At 39.7% G+C, this 26322-nt stretch carries 21 protein-coding genes; 6 read left to right on the forward strand and 15 right to left on the reverse strand.

Annotation, left to right across the window (positions count from 1 at the left end; all coding sequences use genetic code 11):
- Positions 1-206 precede the first annotated feature (206 nt).
- A complete protein-coding gene (locus IQ211_RS09540; protein WP_189758393.1) occupies positions 207-2150 on the reverse strand; it encodes a pyridoxal phosphate-dependent decarboxylase family protein in 1944 nt (647 codons plus the stop codon).
- Between the two features lie 506 nt (positions 2151-2656).
- The gene (locus IQ211_RS09545) at positions 2657-3544 is read right to left on the reverse strand and encodes a dimethyl sulfoxide reductase anchor subunit family protein (RefSeq protein WP_189758394.1); all 888 of its coding nucleotides are present in this window, start codon (positions 3542-3544) and stop codon (positions 2657-2659) included.
- Positions 3545-3809: 265 nt separating this feature from the next.
- On the opposite strand from IQ211_RS09545, the gene IQ211_RS09550 reads away from it, so the two are divergent.
- On the forward strand, positions 3810-4565 hold the full coding sequence (locus IQ211_RS09550) for an FNR family transcription factor (RefSeq protein ID WP_189758395.1): 756 nt from the start codon (positions 3810-3812) through the stop codon (positions 4563-4565).
- A 234-nt stretch (positions 4566-4799) separates the two neighbouring features.
- Complete coding sequence (gene uspE / locus IQ211_RS09555) at positions 4800-5744, forward strand: universal stress protein UspE (protein WP_189758396.1); 945 nt, start codon at positions 4800-4802, stop codon at positions 5742-5744.
- Between the two features lie 143 nt (positions 5745-5887).
- Here uspE and IQ211_RS09560 read toward each other — a convergent pair whose 3' ends face one another.
- From IQ211_RS09560 to IQ211_RS09580, 5 genes are all read right to left on the reverse strand, one after another.
- Positions 5888-6742, reverse strand: a complete 855-nt coding sequence (locus tag IQ211_RS09560; RefSeq protein WP_223281574.1) for a 2OG-Fe(II)-dependent halogenase WelO5 family protein — start codon at positions 6740-6742, stop codon at positions 5888-5890.
- Positions 6743-6879: 137 nt separating this feature from the next.
- The gene (locus IQ211_RS09565) at positions 6880-7839 is read right to left on the reverse strand and encodes a fatty acid desaturase family protein (protein WP_189758397.1); all 960 of its coding nucleotides are present in this window, start codon (positions 7837-7839) and stop codon (positions 6880-6882) included.
- A gap of 128 nt (positions 7840-7967) precedes the next feature.
- A complete protein-coding gene (locus IQ211_RS09570) occupies positions 7968-9059 on the reverse strand; it encodes an amidinotransferase (protein ID WP_223281575.1) in 1092 nt (363 codons plus the stop codon).
- Positions 9060-9219: 160 nt separating this feature from the next.
- The gene (locus tag IQ211_RS09575; protein ID WP_189758399.1) at positions 9220-10101 is read right to left on the reverse strand and encodes a DMT family transporter; all 882 of its coding nucleotides are present in this window, start codon (positions 10099-10101) and stop codon (positions 9220-9222) included.
- A gap of 115 nt (positions 10102-10216) precedes the next feature.
- The gene (locus IQ211_RS09580; protein ID WP_399477735.1) at positions 10217-11134 is read right to left on the reverse strand and encodes a tyrosine-type recombinase/integrase; all 918 of its coding nucleotides are present in this window, start codon (positions 11132-11134) and stop codon (positions 10217-10219) included.
- Positions 11135-11691: 557 nt separating this feature from the next.
- On the opposite strand from IQ211_RS09580, the gene IQ211_RS09585 reads away from it, so the two are divergent.
- Complete coding sequence (locus IQ211_RS09585) at positions 11692-13365, forward strand: cyclic peptide export ABC transporter (RefSeq protein ID WP_189758401.1); 1674 nt, start codon at positions 11692-11694, stop codon at positions 13363-13365.
- Positions 13366-13405: 40 nt separating this feature from the next.
- Here the strand turns inward: IQ211_RS09585 and IQ211_RS09590 are convergent, their stop codons facing one another.
- From IQ211_RS09590 to IQ211_RS09605, 4 genes are read right to left on the reverse strand one after another with little or no spacing between them, the layout of a single operon-like run.
- Positions 13406-14641 (reverse strand): HlyD family secretion protein, encoded by a 1236-nt coding sequence (locus IQ211_RS09590; RefSeq protein WP_189758402.1) that lies wholly within the window; start codon positions 14639-14641, stop codon positions 13406-13408.
- Positions 14634-16085, reverse strand: a complete 1452-nt coding sequence (locus IQ211_RS09595) for a TolC family protein (RefSeq protein ID WP_189758403.1) — start codon at positions 16083-16085, stop codon at positions 14634-14636. The genes IQ211_RS09590 and IQ211_RS09595 overlap by 8 nt, the downstream gene beginning before the upstream one ends.
- Complete coding sequence (locus IQ211_RS09600; RefSeq protein ID WP_189758404.1) at positions 16078-17274, reverse strand: ABC transporter permease; 1197 nt, start codon at positions 17272-17274, stop codon at positions 16078-16080. The genes IQ211_RS09595 and IQ211_RS09600 overlap by 8 nt, the downstream gene beginning before the upstream one ends.
- Positions 17267-18004 carry an ABC transporter ATP-binding protein gene (locus IQ211_RS09605; protein WP_189758405.1) on the reverse strand — a complete coding sequence of 246 codons (738 nt, stop codon included), beginning with the start codon at positions 18002-18004 and terminating at the stop codon, positions 17267-17269. The genes IQ211_RS09600 and IQ211_RS09605 overlap by 8 nt, the downstream gene beginning before the upstream one ends.
- A 353-nt stretch (positions 18005-18357) precedes the next feature.
- On the opposite strand from IQ211_RS09605, the gene IQ211_RS09610 reads away from it, so the two are divergent.
- A complete protein-coding gene (locus tag IQ211_RS09610) occupies positions 18358-18627 on the forward strand; it encodes an LCI fold-containing protein (RefSeq protein WP_189758406.1) in 270 nt (89 codons plus the stop codon).
- Positions 18628-18832: 205 nt separating this feature from the next.
- Here the strand turns inward: IQ211_RS09610 and IQ211_RS09615 are convergent, their stop codons facing one another.
- The 4 genes from IQ211_RS09615 to pntA form a co-directional block, all read right to left on the reverse strand.
- The gene (locus IQ211_RS09615; protein ID WP_189758407.1) at positions 18833-19153 is read right to left on the reverse strand and encodes a CcdB family protein; all 321 of its coding nucleotides are present in this window, start codon (positions 19151-19153) and stop codon (positions 18833-18835) included.
- Positions 19153-19419, reverse strand: a complete 267-nt coding sequence (locus IQ211_RS09620; protein WP_189758408.1) for a type II toxin-antitoxin system CcdA family antitoxin — start codon at positions 19417-19419, stop codon at positions 19153-19155. The genes IQ211_RS09615 and IQ211_RS09620 overlap by 1 nt, the downstream gene beginning before the upstream one ends.
- Before the next feature lie 136 nt (positions 19420-19555).
- Positions 19556-20944 carry a Re/Si-specific NAD(P)(+) transhydrogenase subunit beta gene (gene pntB / locus IQ211_RS09625; RefSeq protein ID WP_189758409.1) on the reverse strand — a complete coding sequence of 463 codons (1389 nt, stop codon included), beginning with the start codon at positions 20942-20944 and terminating at the stop codon, positions 19556-19558.
- A gap of 10 nt (positions 20945-20954) precedes the next feature.
- Positions 20955-22490, reverse strand: a complete 1536-nt coding sequence (gene pntA, locus IQ211_RS09630; RefSeq protein ID WP_189758410.1) for a Re/Si-specific NAD(P)(+) transhydrogenase subunit alpha — start codon at positions 22488-22490, stop codon at positions 20955-20957.
- 386 nt (positions 22491-22876) lie between these two features.
- Between pntA and ydgH the strand changes: the two genes are divergently transcribed.
- Positions 22877-23830, forward strand: a complete 954-nt coding sequence (ydgH, locus tag IQ211_RS09635; protein ID WP_189758411.1) for a DUF1471 family protein YdgH — start codon at positions 22877-22879, stop codon at positions 23828-23830.
- A 649-nt stretch (positions 23831-24479) separates the two neighbouring features.
- Positions 24480-25871, forward strand: a complete 1392-nt coding sequence (locus tag IQ211_RS09640; RefSeq protein WP_189758412.1) for a basic amino acid/polyamine antiporter — start codon at positions 24480-24482, stop codon at positions 25869-25871.
- The last annotated feature ends 451 nt before the right edge of the window (positions 25872-26322 follow it).

The following is a 26322-nucleotide window of genomic DNA, read 5'->3' on the forward strand; positions in this document are numbered from 1 at the left end:
CGTATGTATTGTGGATTTTTGAAATAAAAAAGAGCTTAGATAAAAATAAGCTCTTTTTTAATTAATAGGCATTTTTTCAATTAGTTATACTCGATAAACTTCAAGTTGCAATTTCTGAATCTGAAACTTGATTTCTCCCCGCAAAGCGGGGAGAAATCACACGCATTTTGAAGTTAGGTTGGTATAAACATTTAGATTGATATTTATTAACCAATAAATGGTATGTCTAGTTCTAATTTTAACCGAGATTTTTTCTCTTCTTCATCAACAATCTGGTTCAATTTCTTCACAAAGATAGCTTGAAGTTGCTGCCAAAACTCTTCAAAGTGCTCTTCATTGCGTAAGCAATAAGTCATTACCGCAGCGCGTAGTACATAGATATTGCGTACTTTTTCCCATTCATTACGGCTAAAACCACATTTCTCTGCATAATGCCACGGTGTATCACCATATTCTTTATAATCTAATATGGTTGAGGAAGTGAGAAAATCATTGGCATAAGCACGTCCTGTGGAGTATGAGCAAAGCTCGTATAGACGCTTGTTAAGCGCATTATGATTGCTCAGACTTTCGCTGCCAATTTCTTTGAACGTAAAGTTGATCATATGGAAATCAGGGGATGGAAAGATATGTACTTCAAATTGATGTTTCCCGATTTCTATTGGCGGTAAGTTCGCCAATTTATTCAACAATCTTTGTGCTGTGACGATACCAGCCGCAATTATTTTACCATATCCATTAATATTCAAAGGTAACAGACGATGAGCAGCCCAAAGTGCCGCAGCTGTTGCTCCCGATTTTGAACCTTCCATGATGGATGAACCAAGAATTCCCCGATTGACGCTATTTGTTTTTTCATCGTGGTCTTCAAACACATAGGCTGCATGTGAAGAGATCAATTCGAGAATGCGCTTGTCTTTCATGCAGACAGCACCCGCTGCATATTGAATGAAACCAACTTTATGCGGATCTACAGTAATCGAGTCGACCTCTTTCAATGCCTTGAAGCTTTGGTAAACTTCCGGTTTTGGCCAACTGATATTTTCCGGCATGATCCCCACCGAACGGTGGTAACTGGCCAACTCATCATATTCTACAAATTCCCCCTGCTCATTCAGGAGCATGGAACACGCATATCCAGCATAAGCAGCATCAACGTGAATGTAGAATGATTCGCCATAACGTTCCTCACACTCTTTCCTCAATGCAATGATTTCATCAATCCGATCAATCGCTCCCACTTCAGTTGTGCCCACTACGGCAATCATTGCCAGGATTGGTTCACCTTGTTCAATTAATTCCAAGGTGATTTTCCGCATTTGAGCCATGTCAGTTTGATAGTTATCATTTACAGGTAATGGAATAATGTTTTCTTGGCCAATACCAAAAATATCGGCGGCTTTCATCCAAGAATAGTGTTTGGATTGTGGAACCAGTAATTTGCCTAGAACTTCCCCTTTCACTCCCATACCACGGCATGTCATATCGCGAATTTCTTCAAACAGTCCACGTTCTTGTAGTGCGGTAATAAGATCCAAAAGTTCAGCGGTTGGCATATTTTTCAATTGCCGGGACGTTTTATGTTCGATGAGATCTTTTGCTTTAGGATGCTGAGATATAGCAAAAGGCAATGTTTTTAAATTCCTGGCTACCCATAGACCTTCATAATTAGCAACTGTGCCACCAGAAGTAATATGCCCCCAGGATTTCTGCGGGTCATAGCCAAACATGCGGCAGAGATCTAATCCTGATTCAAGCTCTAGTTCTGTTGTTGTCGGCGATGCTTCATAACTACAGTTATTCGGGTTATACATCATGGCCATAACGTAGGCAAGATTAGAAACCATTAAGGTATCACTACTGATATGGCCAAGGTAACGAGGAGAAAAGAAAGGAATAGACGTGTTTTTCAGTTTTGCTGACAGCTGATTTAAGATCCCTTCTGTACGATAAAGCGTTTCTCTATAGTTATGCTCATAGCGAGCAACGGATGTGACTAAAGTTGAATCTTCGGGATGAAAACCTGAACGCCAATGTAAATGTTCGCTCACTGCATAATCCATCATCTCTCTAAAAAAAACAGCGTTTTCTGATTTTGGTCCCAAAAACAATGCATCTACATTCAAATTAGGATGAAATGGTTTAGTCATGATCATGTAACCTTTTAATTGATTCTTTTTGTCTTGTCTTAAATTAAATATTTATAAAATTATTAATAGATTTGTTTTTATTTTCTGCTTTAACGGCAAATGTCTTGCGGAGGTGATAAAACCCCCACAATAACGCACTGAAAATAATTGTTTGATTTTCGATCACTGCAATTGCATAAAAATCATTCTGCAATATTATGCCGAATAAATCTATTTTATATAGATATAAAACATAATTCTTAGAATATTAATAATAAGTTAATAGTTAACTTTAATTTTGTGCGCTACCACAAAAAAATGAAAATAATATCTTATAGTATTCCAATGAAAATATATCCATTGAAATTATAAAGTAAGTTACTTTAAAGTATAACGTGAACCGTGACGTTGTCACAGTTTGCGTTATGTCGAGAGAAGATAAACTTCAAGTCTATATGAAACGTAATTTCTCCCCGCAAAGCGGGGAAAAATCACATGAATCTTGCAGTTGGATTGGTATATACGTTTCACATAATAAAAAATGTATATTGATTGATCACTTCAGCGACAAACATGATGGCTGCACCAATGAGAATAGGATAGTTATTATTAATCAATTGGTTAACCCTTGTTTTCCAGAGGGGGTAAGTCCAGATAACCATGGCAATAATATACAAACACCATGAAATCATTCTTAACCCAAAGGCGCTGTTGATATTGAATTCAGCTCGATGTGGAAAAATAACATTATCATTAACGATTGTGATTTCCGATAGCCACTCCATATAAGCAGGTTGTTCAATCAGTCGCATGGTAACGCTAATGAAAACAACCAGCAAAGCAGCCATCACTAATTTAATAGGCAATATTCCGCTAAGATATTTTCCTAATGGATAGGAAATAAGTGACAGTGCCAATGCAGGCCCTAACGTAAATACCGCACTATAAAATAAAAAATAGGTATTAATGTTTGCCCAAGTAATCATGGCGCTATTAACATAAATAATTGCCATATAATAAAGATCAATTAAACCAATAACCCCAATTACTAGAATAATATAAACATGCGCGCGTTTTGTGATCATAAAAAAAAGTGTGTATAAGACCAAAAAAGCGAAATAGATAACAGCAAAAATTGTTTCTATGTTTACCCATTCATGTATTATGTTCTGCAATGTGTGATAAACACTAAATGGGTATTCTATGATGTTCAAAGAAGCAGCCAACCCTATCCCTGCCAATGCACTGCTGACTAGTAATGTTCTTAGTAATATTTTTTGCACAAATATGGTCACTGAATGTTGCCAGGTGTTTAACTCATGCTTAATCCAGTAAGTATAAAGCCCGCTCATCAATACAAGCCCCACCGAGCTTTGTACTATCATTGTAAATGCAATTAATAACCATTCACTCATGTCATAACCCTATTCCATCTATATGTAACCAAATAACATCATCGATGCGTATTACATCCATATATTATTCATTCAATTTCAGTTTGATTGAGATATTATATTGAATGGCTAAAATTTTACGCAAGTTCAACGTTAATACAAAAAAATTTTATTTTTTCTACTCGTGATGATAAATACCGCGATTGATGGCAGTATCTTGCTCTTATCAGAGCAACCTAAATATGTTAAGTTTACACATATCAATCACTTCTAATGAGCATTCCCTATGATCCCGGAAAAACGTATTATTCGTCGGATTCAATCTGGTGGTTGTGCAATCCACTGTCAGGATTGTAGCATTAGCCAGCTTTGCATTCCTTTCACCTTAAATGAACACGAACTTGATCAGCTTGATAACATCATTGAGCGTAAGAAACCTATCCAGAAAGGACAAACGTTATTTAAGGCCGGTGATACACTTAAATCACTCTACGCCATCCGCTCTGGGACCATCAAAAGCTATACGATTACCGAAGAAGGTGATGAACAAATTACAGGTTTCCACCTTGCTGGTGATTTAGTTGGATTTGACGCCATCATTAATACTGAGCATCCAAGCTTTGCCCAGGCTTTGGAAACGTCAATGGTCTGTGAAATCCCATTTGAAACGCTGGATGACCTTTCTGGAAAAATGCCTAATCTCCGTCAGCAAATGATGCGTTTGATGAGTGGAGAAATCAAAGGTGACCAGGAGATGATCTTGCTGCTTTCCAAAAAGAACGCAGAAGAGAGATTAGCTGCTTTTATTTACAACCTGTCACACCGCTTTTCACAGCGCGGCTTTTCACCTCGTGAATTCCGCCTTACCATGACACGCGGCGACATTGGTAATTACTTGGGCCTGACTGTTGAAACAATTAGCCGTCTGCTTGGCCGCTTCCAGAAAAGTGGAATTTTAGCTGTCAAAGGCAAGTATATTGCCATCGAAGATATGAATAAATTGACAGAGTTGGTTGGCAAGTCTCCTGCTAATGCGTCCTAACGTTAGTTAAATTTTAGGCCAGAACACTATATTTTGCTGATCTGGCTGACTCTTATCCTGTTATAGTTGTTTATACCAATCTAACTTCAAGATGAGTGTGATTTCTCCCCACAAAGCGGGGAGAAATCAGGTTTCATAGAGTGTTGTCAATGGCAACTTGAAGTTTAATGCGTATTATATATTTGGTTTATCTTCTGTACGAAAGAGGCATTCAGACGCTGTGAGGAACTCAATATGGCAAACTACCAAAACCTCTTGGTTGCAATTGACCCTAATCAGGATGATCAGCCCGCATTAAGACGCGCAGTCTATATCGTGCAACGCAGTGGTGGGCAGATTAAAGCATTTTTACCTATTTATGACTTTTCATACGAAATGACCACCTTACTTTCTCCAGAAGAAAGAAATGCGATGCGAAAAGGTGTCATAGGCCAACGAAGCGCTTGGATAAAACAGCAAGCTCATTACTACCTTGAATCAGGCATCGATATTGAAATCAAAGTGGTTTGGCATAATCGCCCTTATGAAGCCATCATTCAAGAAGTTATTACCGGAAATCACGACTTATTATTGAAAATGGCACATCAACATTCCCGATTGGAATCGATGATTTTTACTCCACTTGACTGGCATCTGTTACGTAAATGCCCCTGCCCAGTCTGGATGGTAAAAGATCAAATATGGCCAGAAAATGGTTCCGCGGTTGTTGCTGTCAATTTATCCAATGAAGAACCTTACCATAATGAATTGAATCTGAAATTGGTGCGTGAAACACAAGAGCTTGCCAATCGAATTGTGAAAGACCCTCAGATCCATCTTGTTAGTGCTTATCCAGTCGCGCCTTTAAATATCGCCACTGAATTACCTGACTTTGATCCTAATGTGTATAACCAGGCGTTGCGTGGCCAACATTTGATCGCTATGAAAGAGTTGAGGCAGAAATTCTATATTGATGAGCAGCAAACTCACGTTCATGAAGGTATACCGGAAAAAGTCATCCCTGAAATATGCGATGAACTCAATGCTGGTGTGGTTGTTTTAGGTATTCTTGGTCGAACCGGGTTATCAGCTGCGTTTCTTGGCAATACCGCCGAACATGTCATCGATCGCCTAAGATGTGATTTGCTGGCTATAAAGCCTGATGGTTTTGTTTGCCCAATCAAGATCGATGTAGAGTGATGTGCTTAGTCGTTGATATTTGCAGATTGTTTATATCTCCCCGCTACGCGGGGAGATATAAGACGCATCTTGAAAGGCGATTGGTATAGATTGCCCGAATTTCATCGGGCAGTCTCATGTCATATCGTCATATTTTTCAGAAATTAAGTCCACCAAATGAGATCACCATCTTTGTGACGTCCCATAAAGCATGTAATGAGTAGCCGTTTTTCCTGCAATTGATTGGCATTTCCAGTTAACACAGCATGTATCAAGTTGCCATTTAGTAGGATTAAATCCCCTGGAGCAATATCAATGATCATATTCTCATGTTCTTTGAGTCGATCTGTAGGATAAGGAAAGCCACTATGGGTGAGTCCAAGAGCGGAACGAGATTCCATATCAGGGGCAATATTCCACACTTTTAATTGTCCTCCCCCTTGTGGAACTTCCGCATAAAAATTGACTGCCATGACTCGCTTGACACTCTGAATCTCAAAGTCATTTTGTCGAGGATCGCTCAGTTGGGCTAAATCATCATGGGGTAATAACAAAAATTCTCCTGAATTATTCCAATAGACAGCTTTGGCATCACCAGCAGGCGCTCCTTGATACATGGCTGGCCGAACCTTTGACTGTGAACCATTTAATTGCGCGATAAAATGTGTCAAAGGATTAACCGTCCCCTGAAAAAGTTGAGAAATGGCTGGACGAAAATATTCAACCTCGTTGAAGTACTCAGGCGTTGTTTTTTCTATGTGAGAAGCCCCAAGGAAATATCCCTCTACGCCATCTATCCCGTCACCATATCGGGGTTTTCTGGCTGTAGAACGCCAAAAATTATCAATGATTTTTTTTCGTTGTTCCCACGGTAAAAAATGACGGATTCGGTATGCGGCAAGATGACCATCTAGCAGAGTATCAACAGCACTTTTTTCTATGCGGCCTTCAGTTTCATGTATAACAAATTCTGATTCTTCCAGCTTCACTCCTGTGAGCGATAATTTTTTTTGCATCATGATTATTCCTTCAATATATTAAATAGGTTTTCATAATACTGAGAGAGAGTATCAAATGTTGGCGTTCCTTACGCCGCGCGGGGGTAAGGAATACGCCTATCATTTTGAAACGCTATTTAAATCATATTTCGTTTAATTTATTTTGGGGTTCTTATTTTTATCTCTTGATCTTTATGTAACATTTTCCGTTTGTTATGCAAAAAACCTACAATTGCAGGCACTGGACTGACTATTCTCTCCTGCTCTTTAAACTTAGAAGCATATCTTTCCCGCAATTTAGGCAGAAGACTCCAGTGTGTGTTACCTGAAATATGGTGTTCTTGGTGGTAACCATCATTAAAAGTTAATAAATTGTACAGTTTTCCGTAATAACTGACTGAATTGGAAAATTGATTCTCTGGATTTGCACCATAATGTTCATAATAGTTTTGAACATTCACCAGAATAAAAGTAACTAATAACGATGGTAAATAACAAAGCAATGCCCATTGCCAAGATAAGATAAAGAAAAAAACGAGTCCAACAAACATAGCAAGCCGATCCAAACGTAATTGGATAAGTTCTTTATTTTTATTAACCTCAATTTTTGAAATTAATTTTTCAAAACCATGATCATATTGGCTGAAAGGTTTTCCCCATAAAAATACTGCCCATAACATGTGGGGGATCATTTTATAAAGGGTATTGAGTCCGCCTAAGATAGCATAATTCAATAATGTATTATGTTTCCCCTCTTTGCCACCCAAAAAGGTTGACGAACTATCCTTAATAGGATTACCGTTATCATTATGATATTTATGATGGTTTCTGACGTGTGTAAATTGATAAGCTTGGATTGATTGCCCTATATTGATAGAGTTGAGCATAGAAACGAAACTATTCATCGTTGGCGATATAAACCATGGAGTATGACTAAAGAAATGTGAAATGACTATAATATTGTATGTGGCTAGAAATGAGAGAATAACTATATTAAATAGCCAATTTGAAATTGAAAAATCATGCCAAAATGATGCCATCATTATACTTATAATGATATTTAACAAGCTAAAAATAAACATGATGGAATCTTTAGTGGAATATTTCCATATCTTCATATTTACCTCATTGTTAAAATTTCAACAGTGAATATAATTTGAAGTTAATTTTTTTAGTATGTGAAATATAATAACTAACTTTCCAGATATTCACTGTTAATAATTTTTTATTGGACTTTTATTGATGATTAAAAATAAGATTGCAAGCGGCCTCGGCGTCTGACATCTAATGTCGCACAATGGAAAGAACCACCAAAGCTGTTGAAATTCCTGAAATTACATGGGATAGGCGTGAATCCCCAACGCTTCATGGCGGCTATCATGGGCTCATCTTGTTTTTCTACAATTACTCGATTTTCATCCAGCATTAAGATATTCATATTAATCCATTTACTGGTCATATATAAAGGATGAGAATCTGGAATAATCGGTTTTGGTGCATGTAATACATCCCAGCCTTTAAATAACTTTGGAATTTTCGATACCTTTTCAGGGTTAATCAGTAACTTCCCTGGCGCAATAGGAACAAAAGTAGCGTCAATATGCATTGGGTTTGGATCATCAAATTCAAAAACATGTATACGATATTCATCTCCAATATGTCTTCTTAACCATTCAATGCCAAAATCATTTGTTACATGACTTTTCTGAGCAATGATATCTCTGCCACAACGATAAAAATCAGCCGCGTCGAAAGTGGGTTCAAATTCTGTTACTGCAAGAACAACTTTCTGTTGTTCTATACTTTCTTTCTCCCAATTAAAATTATATTGTTCATCAGTCAATTGCGGTTTAGGCGCGGCGCTCCATTTAGCACCAGCCTTAAAATATTCTTTCAGTAAAGACTTATAGGCTGACGTTTCAAAATAACGAGAGCGCCATGCCAACGGGCATTCGATAATATTATCACCAATAACAAAAAGTATATCCCTGGGCATGGCACAATATAATCCTGTGCTTGTCCATCCTGGTGCACCAAATACTTGTGATTGATCTTGAGCGTCAGGGCGACGAACTTTGACGCCTTCACTTGCAAGAATATGCACAAATTCTTCTAACTCTCTCGACGCTGCTTCAATACGTTCTTTCGGAAAAGAACGTCCCGCATTCCTTTGGAAATTAATAACTTGATCATCTGGTAATACAGGTTCCAGTGCCATATGCCATGCAGGAAACCTGGCACCATCGACAATACCAACAATCACTTCTTCAAGTGGATCCCATTCAGTAAATGCATTGACGGGTGACTTAGGTGATTCTAAATGAGATGATTTTTTCATGTTGCCTCCCATTTTTTATTCAATGTTATTCATTATTCCCGCCTGTTGAGATTAATCAGATTTTAAAAATTAGCAACTCCGATGATCTTTAGTTATTTTATTATTGTAAACCTGAAACATTATAATCCATATAAATCACAATGATTTTAGCCAATTGAATTTACTTGAGATTATTCATTTCCTTTGTCTTTTTTTCACGAAAAACCAGAGCCAAACCGGTTATTATCGCTAACATTCCAATGATACTTAAAATAGATAATGCATTACCTAAAAATAAGTAATCCATTATTGCTGTTACTCCTGGAACAAGGTAAAACAAACTAGTGACATTAACTAAATTACCTGCTCTGATGAGTCTATAAAGTAATAATTGAGCGACTACAGAAATCACTAAACCAAGCCATAAGGCAGGTACAATAAAACCAATGACAGGTTCAATATGGAAAGGTTTGAAAGGTATAAATAACAGGCAAAGCAATAAGCTGACACCATATTGTAATGGTAATACTTCGGAGGGAGCTTGCTGGATTTGCTTCTGAAAGATGGCTCCGATGCTCATACAAGCCAGAGCAGCCAATGCAAAAAGAGTGCCTGAGAAGGAAAACTTTGTCAAAACCAACCCTTGAAATACAACAAGCATTAATCCGATGAACGACAGAAACAAACCTATTAAACGACGAGCTGTGAAATTTCTTTCCATCACCCAAAGTGTAATAATTGGCTGAATCCCCATCACCGTAGCCAAGATACCGGGAGTGATTCCACTTTCTAACGCCAGAAAATAAAAAATTGAATACCCGCCAATGATCAGTAATCCAACTGCAGCAATTTTATTCCTACTTTCAGACGCCGGAAGGAAATGTTTTTTGAACATGCAGAGTGCTAGCAAAAATAGAAATGCAATCGCAAAACGCACCGTCAAAATAGCAAAAGAAGAACTATGATCCAGTCCCCAACGAGAAAAGATTGCGCCGCTACTCCATAATAAAACGAAAAGGGAAGTTGAACCGTAAGTGCTCCAATGTGTTGTTTTTGAGGTCATACAAATACACCTGTCATAGTTATTTATGAGAGGTTCATAATTAACACTGAATGAAGCAATCTGTCGAATAATATTTGATTGCAAAAATAGCGCAGGATAACAGCGCTATTTCCTGTTAAAAATTCAGATTTCTGGCAGCATTTCTTAGACGTTCATCTCCACGTCGATCGTACTTTTGAGTTGTCGTGATGCTTGAATGCCCCATCGCATCTTTGACAGTCACGATATCTTCACCATTGTCCAGCATGGCTGACGCAAAAGTCCTGCGCAGATCATGTGGGGCAAATTTTTCCAATCCGCTTTCTATTCTGCGTATTTCAAGAATGTGATAGATAGCTTGATCTGATAAACGGTTATCAGTGACATCATCATGGCGACGAATTCGGGTAAAAAGTGGGCCGGGGTGATCTCCGCGCACTTCATCTACCCAACGATTTAAACGTTCCCAGGTTCCTTCCGGCATATAGGACAACCGCTCTTTATTACCCTTTCCCATCACTCTTAATGCTTGCTCGCGGCGAATGATGTGCTTCATATCGAGTGAAACAATTTCTGAACGACGAAGCCCGCATCCCACAAGCACACCAATGATAGCGGCATCACGTAACCCTTTTGTGCTGATATCATTTTCGCAGGTAAAGAATAAAGTTTTTATTTCATAACGCTCAAGCGCCCTGCCTTTTGGTAATCGATTTCCTCTGACGGATCGCACCTGTTTTATATGCTGAAAATTGTCGGTATCGATCTGTTTCATTGTCCATGCTTCCAATGCCACCCCTTTCAAGGCAGAAAGATAGGTATTAATTGTTGCCGGAGCTTTACCCGAATCTGAAAGCATTTCCATAATGGCTTGAACATGGTGACGACGAAGTGCATGCCAGGTACAGTCCTGTACATTTTGATATCCCAACATTTTTGCCACGATATCCAGAAATGATTTCATAGTTTGGCGACTGCGTTTTGAACTAAGACTGACAAGATAGGCAATGGCGGGATTGTTATGGATCTGTTTTCCCGCTGCTGATAGCGACATCAGCATCCCTGTTTCTTGTTGGGAATCGATCGGTACAATCAGTGATTTTTCATCATTGCTATTTTCGTGGTTGAACGGAATAGACATTTCCATTTTCCTTATGGTTTATTTTTGTTCAATTTGGCGGGGGTTTGATGGTTGCGCTCTGTAAAAATCACGGTATTTCCCCTTGCTCATCTTATGCAATAAATCTTACTTTTTCAAATGGCTATTTTAATAAGTAGAAATATTTTGAAGAAAAAACGTTAAACATGATCCATGATAACGAATTGAATTTAATGAAAATTTATTAAAATAGGTTAAAGATTAATCTGGTGATTATTTTGTTGATTTACTTTGTGGTATTGTCACTAAACTACATGCAACCTACCCTCTATAAAGATTTTCGGTCATCTGATTAATGCGAGAAACTCACCAGTTAACTGTTTTCCAGTTGGTTATGGGGAAATAGAATTAAATTAATAATATTAATGTATTTAGGGTGTGTTGAGGGTACTTCATGAAACAGAGTGATACAATGCCGTCACCTTAGCTAGCCTTACGGGACGGGTCTATCAATGAACATTTCGGCAATAAAAAAACCAGCCTATCAGATTTTATTATCACTTTTGTTCCGTTCACGCTGGGCATTAATCATTGCTATCTTTGCCAGTATTGCCAATGGTATTTCCAGTGTTTCATTGGTTACATTAATTAATAGAGCAGTGACGATCCCTAAAGAAAATTACGCTTTGCTCGCTTGGTATTTCGGTGCCCTGGCTGTGCTGGCTATTACTTGTCGCATATTAAGTGGTGTGATTTTCGCCAAATTAAGTCAGAACACAATAGCGAAGATGCGCCAACTTATTTCAGAGCGCATTGTTCGTGCACCTTTTCGCCAGATTGAGCTACTTAGCTCTTCTCAAGGTCAATCCATTATTACTGATGATACCAATAATGTATCAATCTTATTCTTCGCCTTACCCAATATCATCATGCAGGGATCTATTGTACTAGGCTGCCTCGGTTATCTGGCTTGGTTGTCCTGGCCTATATTCTCCTTAGCATTGATTGTCGTGATCATTGGCTCACTTGGTTATAGCTTAGGGGGAACTCAGGCAATCTCTGCGTTCAAAGCAGCTGGCAAGGCGCAAGATCGTCTCTTCAATCACTTTAACGCCTTATTTTCTGGTGCAAAAGAGTTAAAGTTACATTTCGCACGCGCTCAGTCTTTTTTTACCAACTCGCTTAATAGTGAGATTGATGCAGTACGCCAGCATCGAACTCGTGCTTTCAGTGTTTATGCCTTTGGCACTGGTTGGATCCTCTTCTTATTTTATGTGTTCCTGGGTGTGGTGATATTCTCCCCGATAGTGATACCTTCTCTTGCAACAGCGACTTTGTCTGGTTATTTGATTATCTTTCTGTTTATGTTGATGCCCCTGGATGGGTTACTAAACAACATTCCAGCATTGAATGCTGCCCGTGTGTCGCTGGACCGCATTGGAAATGTACTTTCTGAATTGAATGAACAAGATAACTTTGATCAACAAATATCTGCTAACGAATTCGGGAAAGTTCATTCACTACGCCTGTCTGGTATCACCCACAGCTATTATCGAGAAAGAGAGGATGAAGTATTCCAACTTGGCCCCATTGATGTGGAACTTAAAAGAGGAGAAATTACTTTCCTGATCGGTGGTAATGGCAGTGGCAAAACGACTCTCGCCAAGCTGTTAACCGGTCTTTATACACCAGAAAGTGGAGTTATTACCGTTGATGAACATGTCATCACTGACCACAACAGAACAAACTACCGACAATTATTTTCAGCGATTTTTGCTGATTTCCACCTTTTTGAGACTTTGGTCGGTTTGAGTGACTCAGATTCAACATTGGATGCACGTGCTAATGAATTACTTGCTAAACTCCATTTAGATCACAAGGTAAAGATTGAAAACGGTTGTTTTTCAACTCGTGATTTATCATTAGGACAACGGAAACGTCTTGCCTTGGTGGTTGCCTATTTGGAAGACCGGCCATTTTATCTGTTTGACGAGTGGGCGGCAGATCAAGATCCGCAGTTTAAGACGGTATTCTATCGGGAATTATTGCCCGAATTAGCAGCACGCGGTAAAGCGGTATTGGCTATTACACACGACGATCGTTTTTTCCACCTGGCTGATCATTGCATCAAGCTGGAAAATGGCCAACTTCTTAGCAAAGATGACCGTACTGAAATAGCGCAGTGATATGCTTATCCCTTATCAGATAGAAAGCTGAGTGATTATTTTAACGTGGCAGTGCGATAAATCCCTCTTCCAGGCCATGAACCTCTATCCCTTTTGGCATAGCTTCGCCAACAGTGACCTGACGAGTTACAGCCAGTTGTGTTAAATCCGGGCGCCAGTTTACGGTTAATTGTCCATTGTTAGCGCGAGTTAGCGCTGCTTCGGGTACAACAATTCCCTGTTCATTGCGATAAATAACAATGTTGACTTTGGCACTCATTCCAGGTCTGATGGGATAACTTTGATTCATAGATGAAGTCACTTTAATCACAATATCATAATAAATTGCTGATCCTGGTTTATCCGTATTTACACTTTGCATCGCAATAGTCTCAATTTCTCCATCCAGAGGATGTTGAGAAAATCCCTCTCCAGTAATTTTTACTGCCTGCCCTTCTTTAAGTTTGGCGAGATCGGTTTCTTCTACCTGCGCCAATACCTGATATTGGGTTGTGTCCATAATTTCCAGTAATGGCATACCTTCGGTCACTCTAACGCCTGTCTGAATCGTTAACAGCTTCTTACTTTCTCCCTGTGTTGCCCTAAGTACGACACCCGAAAATGGCGCTTTGATTTCTTTATGTAAATATTGTTCTTGTAATGTCTGATAGCGGCTTGTTGCATTCTGAAGCTCCATCTCTGCAACACGCACATTATTCATGCTTCCTTTTTGTCGGATGGATGCAAGATCGTCCTGTACTGAAGCAAGTTCCGTTAATTGTCGGCGAAGTTGCTGCTGGAGGTTTTCCACTTCCATTTTTGGCACGATGCCCCGTGAAAACAGAGCCTGAGTTTTGGCGAGATTATTTTTTAGCTCCATAACCATATGGTTGGCACTTTCAACGTTTCTTCTGGCGCGGATAACTTCCTGGCTGTTTTCCCAGTCATGCAATTGGTCAACGACTGATGAAGCTTTGATCATCTCAACTTCCGCTTGCCGAAGATCAATATCAATCTTTCGGGTATCAAGCGTCACTAATGTTTGGCCAGCTTTCACCCACTGCCCTTCTTTGGCCGAAACTTGTTTGATAATCGCATCAAATGGAGCAGGTATGGTTTCAAGACGTGCAGATTGTAGATGGCCGACCAAGCCAAGTTGTTTTTCTATAACAGCTTGTTTTACTTCAATCCATTGTACTGACTCCTGAGCTGGTGATTGCTTTAAGGATAAAAAAACTAAAAAACAAGCCACCACAATAAATATGCCAGCAATGGCCCATCGATAACGTTTAATCATTGAGTGTTATCTCCCAGCTTTCCAGTGTAGTACCAAGAATTTGATCGAGTTCAGCCTGAGCATTGAGATACTGAATAAGTGTGTTCAGGCGTGCATTTTCAGCATTTCTTAGGTCAGTTTCAAAACTCAGAACCTGAAAGTTGCTGGATAGGCCAGCCTGTAATTTTTCCTGTTCAATTTCGAGTTTCTTTTGAGAAAGTGAACTGGCTTTTATCGCTAATTGATATTCCTGCCAGCGTGATTCTGTATCGCGGATTGCATTGATTATCTTTTGCTCCAGATTCGTTTTTGCCTCTTCCAAGCGTAAGGCTTGCTTCTGGACATTGACTTTCGCCTGAACTTCTGCTTGTTTCTGAGTCATATCTCCGATTGGAATATCCAATCGTATACCCACAAAATTTTCCCAGTTTCGGGTTTCAGAAGAGGATGAACGATTCTGAGATGTGCCACCAACCAGTGATAAATCCCAGAGCCGGTCATTTCGGGCCTGCAATAATTGAATATCGGCTGTTTTTGCAGAAAGTAATTGAATAAGGTAATCAGGCTGCTGGGCCTGTGCCTTGGCAATTGATTGTTCAGTATTCAGATTAACATGCGTTCCTTTTAGCGTATCTGTAGCATAGATGGGAGTTTTATGGTTTAGGGCAAGTAACCTGAGTAATGCCAGCCTGGTGGAATGCACATTGTTTTCCGCCTCTTTGGCCGAAAGTTCCTGCATCGCTAAATCAGCCTGTGTTTGTATGATATCTGTCTGGGCCATTCTGCCTGCATCAATCAACTCTTTGTTAATCTCGACTAATTTCCGCATCCGTTTAAGGGAAGCGATAGATAATGATTGTTGTTCCTGAGCACGAAGTAATGCATGGTATGCAAAAATAATTTGCGTGATGGAATCGGAAATAGTCGCTTTTAAATTCAACCTATTGGTTTGTTCCTGGAGTTTAGCCAATAAGATCGGAGCATTATTAACATCGGTTCCTGCTCCTCGTAAGAGAGGCTGTACTACAGTAATACTTGCGCCATCATTATGAAAATTGTTAATCCCAGATCTCGTGTTTTCACGCGTCCAGGAAAGAGTAAAACGTGTTCCCAGCGGTGTGAATAGTGTGGCATTCGGTGAAAGGTTAGTTTTCCTGAAATTTGCATCCTGATTTTTACCCGCAATGTAACGCCCACTTAGCTGTAGCTTTGGTGTAAATCGATCTTCTGCTACCCGTAAATCAAATTTTTGGGCGATACGATCCAGATAAACACTACGTATTGCGTAGTTGTTTCTTAAACCAAGTGATATTGCATCACTCAACGATAAGCCTATAGCCTCTTCTGAGGCTTTTCGATGCAAACTGTAATCAGGTTCTCGTTCCTGTTCAGATGCAGAAAGCACTGTTTGAGGAAAAAGGAAAAACAAGGTCAGAGCACCATAAAGGAAATATTTTTTAATCATCACGTAATGCCTGTACGGGTTCCATTTGAGAGGCTTTATGTGCGGGATAAAAACCGGAGATAAGTCCCGCCATGATTGAACTACCTATCCCTAAAGGAATAGATAAAGGGGCTAAAGAAAATGACCAGCCAGAATAAAGGACAAAAAGAAAGGCGACGATAATACCGGCTAATGTCCCAAGAATGGCGCCGGCTAAAGTCAAGGCTGCTGCTTCATACAAAAAAAGGCGCCGGATATCCTGAGTTCTTGCTCCCAAAGCCATACGTAACCCGATCTCTTTTCGTCGGGCGGAAACGTTCATCAGCATCACATTGGAAATTGCAATACCGCCGGTGAGCAGCGAAATACCCGCCAGCCCGATCAACATAAAAGAAAAGGTTTTGCTTTGTTCTGTCTGCCCTTTTAGTAGTTGTTGGGCTACCCGAACATTAATATCAACCGCCGGAAACTTGCGCTTGAGCAGCGCCAATAAATCCTTCGCATCACTTTCTGTGGTTGCGGTCGTTATCGTGCGAGCAATGATGCCATTTAAATCGGTATTGGGTGAGATTTTACGCATGGCATTGATGGGCGCAATCACCACCGAATCCAGCGAAAAAGGAAAGATAGGGTTTTGCCCTTTTATAGCGAAAATACCAATGACGGTATATAAATAGTTGCCAAGCTGAATCTGTTTGCCAAGTATACGGGATGCGTCCCCTTCACCCAAGGTAACTGCGACTTCATTACCAATGACCACATAAGGAGAGTGCTGATCATAATCTGTGATAAATCGGCCATAACGAAGTCGTAATTGCATGACTTCCTCAAGTTCCGCAGAGGAGCCTATCATGGTAAAGGTTTCTGTTTTCCCGTTATAGCGTCCGGGCGAAGGATAATAAATCCAGGGAGCTGCGGAAGATAACCCCGGAATAGCGGTTGTCAGATCGGCCATTGTAATTGACTCACTACCAATCCCATGATTATAGGAATTCAGATCTGCTGTAATGACATTGATATCCAGCCCGCTGAACATTTTCAACGCAGCCAGTGTCGCGTTATGTCCGGTATTCACAAATGCCACAACAGAAGCGCAACCAATAGCAATACCCGATAAAGCCAGCAGAGTGCTTCTCCCCGTTGCCATTAAGTTACGCCAAGCTTCTCTCCAGATCATTAATATCGACATGCCATAGTTGCTATCATGCATGTATTGTCATCCCTCTGGTTTCATGCAACTGACCGTCAATGATGCGCAATTCACGCTGCATGTGGTTCGCAACCATAGCATCATGGGTTATTACGACCAGCGTCATCGCCTTATCTGTATGAAGAGAAGAAAGTAGCAATAAAATTTCTTCTGCGGTTTGGCGATCCAGATTGCCGGTAGGTTCATCAGCTAACAATAACGAGGGTTCTCCGGCCAATGCTCTGGCGAGTGCAACGCGTTGTCGCTGCCCGCCGGATAAGTCTGCCGGATAGTGAGTAGCACGATGTGAGAGACCAACCAAATGCAATTTTTCTTTGGCAATTTTATGAGCTTGTGAGGCAGGAATGCCGCGGTAAAGAAGCGGCAAAGCGACGTTCTCTGTGGCTGTTATTCCGGCTAACAAATGGAAGCTTTGAAAAACAAAACCAATTTCTTTATTGCGCATTCTGGCTCTGAGGTCAGTATCTGCTGTTGACATATCAACACCGCAAAGAAAATATTCACCGGTGGTGGGTTTATCCAGCAAACCAAGGATGTTTAGTAAGGTGCTTTTACCTGAACCTGATGTTCCGACAATAGCGCAACTCTGACCAGCATAAATTTGTGCCGTTATATTTTTTAGAACGGGTATTGGGTTCTCTCCACCCTGTTGATAAACACGGGTTAACCGCTGCATATTAATGACAGGTGATATCGGTATTGTGGGATGAATAGAATTTATAGTATCCATTGTTTTTATAATATCCCCTTTTTTATATCTATCTTTATCAAATATTTCCAAATTAATTAATAATTGGATAATTAGATTGCATTAAATCAATATTGTTATTATGCATAATATTGCAATTTCCAATAATTTATTTGCATCTTGAAAATAATAGAAAAATAATTATTGATTACAAATGATGATAATGGAGATTATATTTCTAATCCAGAATATAAAAATATAATCAGTTTCCAAATTTTGAAATTGCAATATCGTTAGGTGGTGATTTAGATTTAGTGTGCGTTATCAAATAAGACTTTATAAGTAATAAGTTTAAATAGAAAATTCCAAATCTAAAATATTACAGGAGAATGTTTATGTTTAAGAAATTATTGGCGATTGGGGCGTTGGCCGCAGGTATTGCATTAACTGGAGGAATTGGGACTGCATCGGCATCTCCGTCTGAAGACTGTCGACCACAGGCTATAAACGATCTTGGTGGTAATCTGTATAGCAGATATATTGTTCATTCTGTGAATCGTTTTTCTAATTCATTCACTGAGAATGGAATTACATGGTATTTTAAATCATCTGGAAAATGTAGCAATGGATTATTCTACGGTTTCTATGAAGGTAGAAAATATTAAGATAGAGAAATAAAATCCCATTAAAAAATTCCATTGAATGTATTAATATGCTTTATATCTAGAAAAAGAGAGTTACCTACTTTGATTAACGGCACTAAATCCATAATCAAAAAAATAGAAGGTAACTCTCATTCTTATGCTTTGTAATGGAAATCAGATAATCAAATACCAGTATTGGGAATCCTGATTTGGAGATCACACCCAATTAAATTCCTGAAACGATAGTATCTAAAGCTGCCACAATATCGGAGTGAATACCAGGCATAATACAAACGATATCCGCAGCTTTTAACTTGCTCTTCGCTACCGTTGTCACTGATTTTGTAATAACGATATACCGATTACCTTTAATCTCAATCACTGGTGTTAATGTTTTTATGAGAGAATTTTTATCTGACAGTGGAGCAATCGGCATTATTACTCGTGAGTCATAGTCATCTAATAGGTCATTCTGAATGTCAATGATGAATGGGTATTGCTCCCTCGACTTAGGGGATTTGTTGCGGTAAACAGCATATTGAGCCATCAAATAACCCCGTATTCATCATCATCAGTAAATAGCCCTGCATCACGTTCAAATTCATTGAAAGCGCCGATACCGACTTTGTTGTCAGCTTTCCATTGCTGTTTTCTTTTCTCACGAACAACATCGGACAACATTTTGTCTAGTGTTGCTGATAAGTTGATCCCTAAATCACGGGCTTCATCTACCACTTCAGCGGTCAGATAAACATTTGTACCACGTTTACCGGATCGTTTTCGTTCTACGGCTGAGACGCATTGTATTTTCATCTGACACCTCATCTATGAGCATAAATTATGCACATGAGTCTATCGCAGATAGTGAACATCATCAAATCATAAAAAAGATATAAAAAGAGCTTCGCGTTATAATACGAAGCTCTTGGGATTTTAAGGTTGGTTTGAGTTATAAAGCCCGAAGGATGGCTTCTACACTTTCTTTCGCATCGCCAAACAACATTTGTGTATTGTCTTTAAAGAATAATGGATTTTGTACTCCGGCATATCCCGTATTCATCGAACGTTTAAATACAACGACGTTTTGTGCTTTCCAGACTTCCAAAACTGGCATGCCGGCAATAGGGCTTGAAGGATCTTCCTGAGCGGCTGGGTTTACGGTGTCATTGGCTCCTATAACTAAAACCGTATCCGTTTCAGCAAAATCGTCATTAATTTCATCCATTTCCAAGACAATATCGTAAGGGACTTTAGCTTCGGCAAGTAATACGTTCATATGACCTGGTAACCGTCCCGCAACGGGGTGAATGCCAAAGCGAACATTTATGCCCTTCTCTCGTAATTTGGCGGTAATGTCATGAACAGGATACTGCGCTTGCGCAACTGCCATACCGTAGCCTGGAGTAATGATGACTGAAGTAGAATTTTTTAACAGTTCAGCGACGTCTTCCGCTGTTGTTTCTCTGTATTCTCCTAGCTCTTGATCATCACCTGAAGAACTGCCATCTGTACCGAAACCACCCGCGATGACACTGATAAAGGAACGGTTCATCGCCTTACACATAATATAAGAAAGGATTGCCCCCGAAGAACCCACTAAGGCACCCGTGACGATCAGCAAGTCATTACTTAACATAAAACCAGCTGCCGCAGCCGCCCAGCCTGAATATGAGTTCAGCATGGAAATAACAACTGGCATATCTGCCCCGCCAATCGAGGCCACTAAATGCCAGCCAAAAGCGAGTGCGATAACTGTCATCACCAGCAAGGTGAAAACTTGTAAGCCAACAGTTTCTGTTTTGATAAAGGTGAACATTAAGAGCAAGGAGACGATCAATGCCGCCAAATTAAGTTTGTGACGATGTGGCAACATCAATGGCTTGGAAGAAATTTTTCCACGTAATTTACCAAATGCGACAACTGAGCCAGTAAAGGTTACAGCACCAATAAATACCCCAAGGAAAACTTCTGTCAGATGAATGTTTTCCATAATAGCGCTGGCAAAATTATCATGAGTGATAAAACTATTGAACCCAACCAGAACCGCCGCTAAACCGACAAAACTGTGCAGGATAGCCACCAATTCTGGCATTTCAGTCATCTCCACTTTTTTGGCAAGACGAATACCAATAACCGCACCGATGACCATCGCTAAAATAATCCAGCCAATTTTGCCAGTATCAGGCCCTAATATCGTGGCAATCAGGGCAATCGCCATACCAACGATACCCAAAATGTTACCGCGTCTGGAACTTTCGTGACGGGAAAGTCCGGCAAGACTGAAAATAAACAAAATGGCAGCAACAATATAGGCAGCTGTAACTATTCCGTTCGACATAAGTTACCCCCTATCCTTTACGAAACATTTTCAGCATACGTTGAGTGACTGTAAAGCCACCGAAAATATTGATGCTGGCAATTAACACGGCAATGAATGAGAAGAAACTTACCCATCCCCCTTCCCCAATTTGCAGTACGGCGCCAACCACAATGATCCCGGAAATCGCGTTGGTGACGGACATTAATGGTGTATGCAATGAGTGACTGACATTCCAGACAACGTAATAACCCACCACACAGGACAAGGCAAAAACCGTAAAATGAGATAAAAATTCTTTTGGCGCAATGTGTGCTAACCAACCATACAAAATTATCACTAGTGCAAGTGATCCATATTTCAGCCACGGAGATTTAGGCTTTTCTGCTGGTTTCTCTTCTTTTTTTACTGATGTCGGTTTGGTCGTTGCTGGTTGGGCTGAAACTTGGATAGGTGGAGCTGGCCAAGTGATTTCACCTTCTTTAATGACAGTAACACCACGAACAACAACATCATCAAAATCAATGGTGATTTCGCCATTTTTTTCTTTGCACAGTAGTTTCAGCAAATTGACCAGGTTTGATCCATAAAGTTGTGATGATTGAGTCGGCAATCGGCTGGGTAAATCTGTATAACCGATAATTTTTACCCCATTTGCTGTCACAACCAGTTGATTGGCTTGCGTGTATTCACAGTTGCCGCCATTTTGGGCAGCCAGATCGACAATCACGCTACCAGGTTTCATGGAATCAACCATTTCTTTTGTGATAAGCCGTGGTGCCGGTTTCCCCGGAATTAATGCAGTTGTCACGATAATATCAACCTCTTTTGCTTGTGCAGCAAACAGTTCCATTTCTGCTTTGATAAAAGCTTCTGACATCACTTTTGCATAACCATCACCACTGCCCGCTTCTTCTTTGAAATTTAATTCCAGGAATTCAGCCCCCATGCTTTGTACTTGTTCCTTCACTTCCGGTCGTGTATCAAAAGCACGGACAATCGCACCAAGACTACCCGCTGCACCAATTGCCGCTAATCCGGCAACCCCTGCGCCAATAATCATAACCTTAGCTGGTGGTATTTTGCCTGCTGCTGTAATTTGTCCCGTGAAAAAACGACCAAATTCGTGGGCGGATTCAACAATGGCACGATAACCCGCAATGTTGGCCATTGAACTGAGGGCATCTAAAGATTGTGCGCGGGAAATTCGTGGAACGGCGTCCATAGCAAAAACAGTGACCTTATGTTCGGCTAATTTTGCCATTAATGCTGGATTTTGCGCTGGCCAAATAAAACTAATCAGCGCAGCACCTTCTTTCATTAAGGCAATTTCATCATCTTCAGGGGCGTTTACTTTTAAAATGATATCTGATTGCCAAATCTGGTGGATTTCTGCTATAGCAGCGCCTGCTTTTTGATAAGCAATATCACCAAAACTTGCAAGTTGCCCTGCGCCTGTCTCAACTGTGACGTCAAACCCCAATTTCTGCAATTGCTCCACGGTTGATGGTGTGGCAGCAACGCGTGCTTCATTGGAAAGTCGCTCTTTTGGTACACCAATACGCATAATGTTTCCTTCTTTAAGAATGAAATATGGCTGATTATTACCTTGTTGATGCCTATTTAACGATTAGATTGACTTTATTGCTGCTATCAGCAAAACCTATCAATAGAATACCAAATAGTAACTTAATGAAAATAATTTCAACGAATTATCATAAAATCAGAAAAACAAAATGACCTGTTAATGTAAACAATTATTTAGCTCGTATAACTTACTATATTTATTAAAATTCTTAGTGTCATATACTAAAAGCTAGCAATCGTTTCTTTAGAGGGCATAATTTCTTGCGACAATTGGCATTATTACATGTAATAATTGCGTTCTATGTGATGCATAACAATGTTCAGCACGTTATAAATATTTTAATGCGCAAGGCGAAAGGATTTTTTATGAAGCTGAAGACAACGATCATCGCGACTGCGGTGTTCGCACTAACCACGATGACCGCTGCACATGCAGCTAAAGAATTAACTCCAGAACAAGCGGCAGAGCTTAAACCTTTTGAGCGGATCTCAGTTACTGGTCGTTTTAATGCAATTTATGAAGCTGCGGATGCGGTTTCCCGTCAGGCCGATAAAAAAAGCGCTGACAGTTTTTATATTCAAAGTCTTGATGATCTTAATGGACGAGGTAATTTGCGTGTTGTCGCCGATTTGTACCACAAAGATGCGGAAAAAGCAGATAAAACACCTAACTATCGTATCTATCGTGGCATCAAAGAGTTACCTAAAGCTGAAGCTATCACTTTAGAGCCTTTCGATACTGTGACAGTAAATGGTTATTTCCCGACTGATCCTGATCTGAAAGAAGCTCTCGCTAAGGCAGCTAAAAAGAAAGATGCAGCCTCTTTCTTTATCGTCCGTGATATTGCACCGAATAATGGCGGAAACCAAGTCGTCACAGCCTATGTTTATAAAGAAGACGCACCAAAACGTAAGGTTCAGTCTAGTGAAGCGGTGATCCCAGCCGATTCTGATGCAGGACGCCAGGCTCTGGCTCAAGGCGGAGAGGAAGCCAAGAAAGTTGAGATTCCAGGCGTTGCTTCTTCAACGTCAACAAGCAATGTAGTTGGTCGCTTTTTTGAAACCCAGTCATCAAAAGGTGGCCGTTACACTGTAACTTTACCTAACGGTACAAAAATTCAAGAGTTGAATAAAGCCTCTGCCGCTTTGATGGCACCATTCGATTCCGTTACTTTTTCTGGTTATTACACTACCGCACCAGAGGTTTCTTACCAGGTTGCTAAACGTGCAGCAGAGAAAGGCGCAAAATACTACCATATCACACGAGAGTGGCAGTCTAATGGTGGTAACGTTACCATCAGTGCAGATTTATTCAAATAATCATATAGATAGTTCTGTCATTTTTGGAAAAGGCACAAAGAACATTTGTGCCTTTTTTATCGAATTTCTTTGCTAGTTCATAATTTATTTACTTTAATAATTTCTTAAAAGTTAACAACTCAATAACGTTATATTGCGGCATGATTTGCAAATTATCCTGTTTATCCTTCCTTTTCATTAATACTGTTTATACGCATTAAACTTCAAGTTGTAATTTACAACACTATATAGAACCTGATGTCTCCCCCGCTTTGCAGGAAGACATCACACGCACTTTGAGGTTAGATTGGTATACATAATTGTTTGTTATTTGTTTCAATAGAGTAAAATATATGACTAATATTATCTAAAGTGCTTATCTTGTGATCATCTCTATGTTTATTCAGGCAATAACACACATTAGAAAAATTATCCGTAATTTGTTTTCTTACTCCTCTACAGAATTTTATGCATAAAATTTATATTTTTTTGCATAGTCAACCATTGCATACAATCCTTTCACTCCGTAGAATCGCCCTGTTTTTAGCTTTATCGACTAAATCCGTTCGCAATCCATCGCATGGATGCAATAAATGTCCAATATGTGTTCGATATTCAGAACAAATGTTCTGGCTAATCGTGTCGATTATATTTTTTTAGGAACGTATCTTTGGAAAAGAAATTAGGCCTTACGTCTTTGACCGCACTGGTATTCAGTTCTATGGTCGGTGCCGGCGTATTCAGTTTACCGCAAAATATGGCGCAAGCAGGTAGCCCTGCTGCATTAATGATTGGTTGGGGAATAACGGGCATAGGTATTCTCTTTTTGGCCACTTCCTTACTTTTACTCTCGCGACTGCGCCCTGATTTGGATAGCGGGATTTTTACTTATGCAAGAGAAGGTTTTGGTGAGTTAGTTGGATTCTGTTCTGCATGGGGATATTGGTTCTGTGCCATTATTGCCAATGTTTCTTATTTAGTTATTGTCTTTGCCGCGTTAAGTTTTTTCACCGATACCGAACACGCAGTAATTTTTGGTGATGGCAATACCTGGCAATCATTAATCGGTGAGTCTATTTTACTTTGGTTCGTGCATTGGCTGGTATTGCGTGGTGTACAAACAGCTGCGGGGGTTAACCTGCTGGCGACAATGGCAAAATTATTACCATTAACCCTATTTATTATCTTAGCTGTCATCGCGTTCAAAATGGATGTGTTTTCTTTTGATTTTAGCGGCATTGAAATGGGTGTTCCTGTTTGGCAGCAAGTTAAAGATACGATGCTAATTACACTGTGGGTTTTCATCGGCGTAGAAGGTGCAGTTGTTGTTTCAGCCAGAGCCAGAAGACGCCAGGATATTGGTATCGCAACTGTGCTGGCTGTTATTTCAGCATTAGGGGTGTATGTGCTGGTTACCCTGCTTTCACTAGGATTAGTCACCAGGCCTGAGTTAGCGGCTATGCGTAACCCTTCTATGGCAACTTTAATGGTCGGGTTAATGGGTTCAGCGGGTGAAATTGTGATTGTAGCTGGTTTAATTGTCTCTGTTTGTGGTGCTTACCTAAGCTGGACAATCATGGCAGCAGAAGTCCCCTTTATCGCTTCCTTACACGGTTCATTCCCTAAGGTATTCAAAAAACAAAACTGTAAGAAAGCACCTGAATCATCACTTTGGATCACAAATGGCGCGGTTCAACTCTCTTTGATTTTAATTTGGTTAAGCGGCAGTAATTACAATACATTACTCTCTATTGCTTCTGAGATGATCCTTGTCCCCTACTTTCTTGTCGGTGCATTTTTAGTGAAAGTTTCCTTTCAACGTGGTAGCCGTGCTTTGCTCTTTATTGCGTTGGGTTCTTGTACTTATGGGTTATGGCTACTTTATGCTTCGGGGCTAATGAACCTCTTACTTTCGGTAGTGCTATATGTTCCTGGATTGCTGGTTTTTCTGTACGCACGCAGACAAAATCAAGAAAGAGTACCATTAACTGTTATAGAAAAATCGATAATTGTGGTTTTGTTCTTGATAGCGCTCCCGTCTACATGGCAATTAATGCACTAATATCAACCACTCCAAAGAATCCGGCCTTTGTGCCGGTTTTTATTTGCGACAAAATTGTGCTGCTTAGTTTTCTTTTTGATATTAATGATGTTGTAGGGAGTTTGATTTTTTGTTTTTATTATAAGCATGTTGTAACTAAAAAATCAAAATATAGATCGCTTTTCAATCAAACCATAAGAATTAATTTTGTTTCTATGCCAATACATTCTTCAAATATATAGAACTTAAACTATGGCAGAGTATTTATTACAAAGACTTTATTAACAAAAAATTAGCTTAAAGCAAATGCAATTCATTTTCATTTGCTTTAAGCATAGGTTTAACCTCTTACATAATTAAAATAATTAGATATAAAACTTGAAAAATAAAGCATACGTTACAAACAAATAATAAATACATAATATTTAGTTAAAATTTTAACAAAAAAGCAAAATTCGAACATATTATATGT

Source organism: Xenorhabdus griffiniae, from assembly GCF_015163655.1.
Classification (GTDB): domain Bacteria; phylum Pseudomonadota; class Gammaproteobacteria; order Enterobacterales; family Enterobacteriaceae; genus Xenorhabdus; species Xenorhabdus griffiniae.

Bases quoted from the DNA above. Each gene is read 5' to 3' on its own strand.
- IQ211_RS09605 (WP_189758405.1), bottom strand. From the start codon at position 18,004: ATGGATACTATAAATTCTATTCATCCCACAATACCGATATCACCTGTC.
- uspE (WP_189758396.1), top strand. From the start codon at position 4,800: ATGGCAAACTACCAAAACCTCTTGGTTGCAATTGACCCTAATCAGGAT.
- IQ211_RS09585 (WP_189758401.1), top strand. From the start codon at position 11,692: ATGAACATTTCGGCAATAAAAAAACCAGCCTATCAGATTTTATTATCA.
- ydgH (WP_189758411.1), top strand. From the start codon at position 22,877: ATGAAGCTGAAGACAACGATCATCGCGACTGCGGTGTTCGCACTAACC.
- IQ211_RS09620 (WP_189758408.1), bottom strand. From the start codon at position 19,419: ATGAAAATACAATGCGTCTCAGCCGTAGAACGAAAACGATCCGGTAAA.
- IQ211_RS09580 (WP_399477735.1), bottom strand. From the start codon at position 11,134: ATGTCGCTATCAGCAGCGGGAAAACAGATCCATAACAATCCCGCCATT.
- IQ211_RS09590 (WP_189758402.1), bottom strand. From the start codon at position 14,641: ATGATTAAACGTTATCGATGGGCCATTGCTGGCATATTTATTGTGGTG.
- IQ211_RS09595 (WP_189758403.1), bottom strand. From the start codon at position 16,085: ATGATTAAAAAATATTTCCTTTATGGTGCTCTGACCTTGTTTTTCCTT.
- IQ211_RS09565 (WP_189758397.1), bottom strand. From the start codon at position 7,839: ATGAAGATATGGAAATATTCCACTAAAGATTCCATCATGTTTATTTTT.
- IQ211_RS09600 (WP_189758404.1), bottom strand. From the start codon at position 17,274: ATGCATGATAGCAACTATGGCATGTCGATATTAATGATCTGGAGAGAA.
- IQ211_RS09610 (WP_189758406.1), top strand. From the start codon at position 18,358: ATGTTTAAGAAATTATTGGCGATTGGGGCGTTGGCCGCAGGTATTGCA.
- IQ211_RS09570 (WP_223281575.1), bottom strand. From the start codon at position 9,059: ATGAAAAAATCATCTCATTTAGAATCACCTAAGTCACCCGTCAATGCA.
- IQ211_RS09575 (WP_189758399.1), bottom strand. From the start codon at position 10,101: ATGACCTCAAAAACAACACATTGGAGCACTTACGGTTCAACTTCCCTT.
- pntB (WP_189758409.1), bottom strand. From the start codon at position 20,944: ATGTCGAACGGAATAGTTACAGCTGCCTATATTGTTGCTGCCATTTTG.
- IQ211_RS09550 (WP_189758395.1), top strand. From the start codon at position 3,810: ATGATCCCGGAAAAACGTATTATTCGTCGGATTCAATCTGGTGGTTGT.
- IQ211_RS09615 (WP_189758407.1), bottom strand. From the start codon at position 19,153: ATGGCTCAATATGCTGTTTACCGCAACAAATCCCCTAAGTCGAGGGAG.
- pntA (WP_189758410.1), bottom strand. From the start codon at position 22,490: ATGCGTATTGGTGTACCAAAAGAGCGACTTTCCAATGAAGCACGCGTT.
- IQ211_RS09545 (WP_189758394.1), bottom strand. From the start codon at position 3,544: ATGAGTGAATGGTTATTAATTGCATTTACAATGATAGTACAAAGCTCG.
- IQ211_RS09540 (WP_189758393.1), bottom strand. From the start codon at position 2,150: ATGACTAAACCATTTCATCCTAATTTGAATGTAGATGCATTGTTTTTG.
- IQ211_RS09560 (WP_223281574.1), bottom strand. From the start codon at position 6,742: ATGATGCAAAAAAAATTATCGCTCACAGGAGTGAAGCTGGAAGAATCA.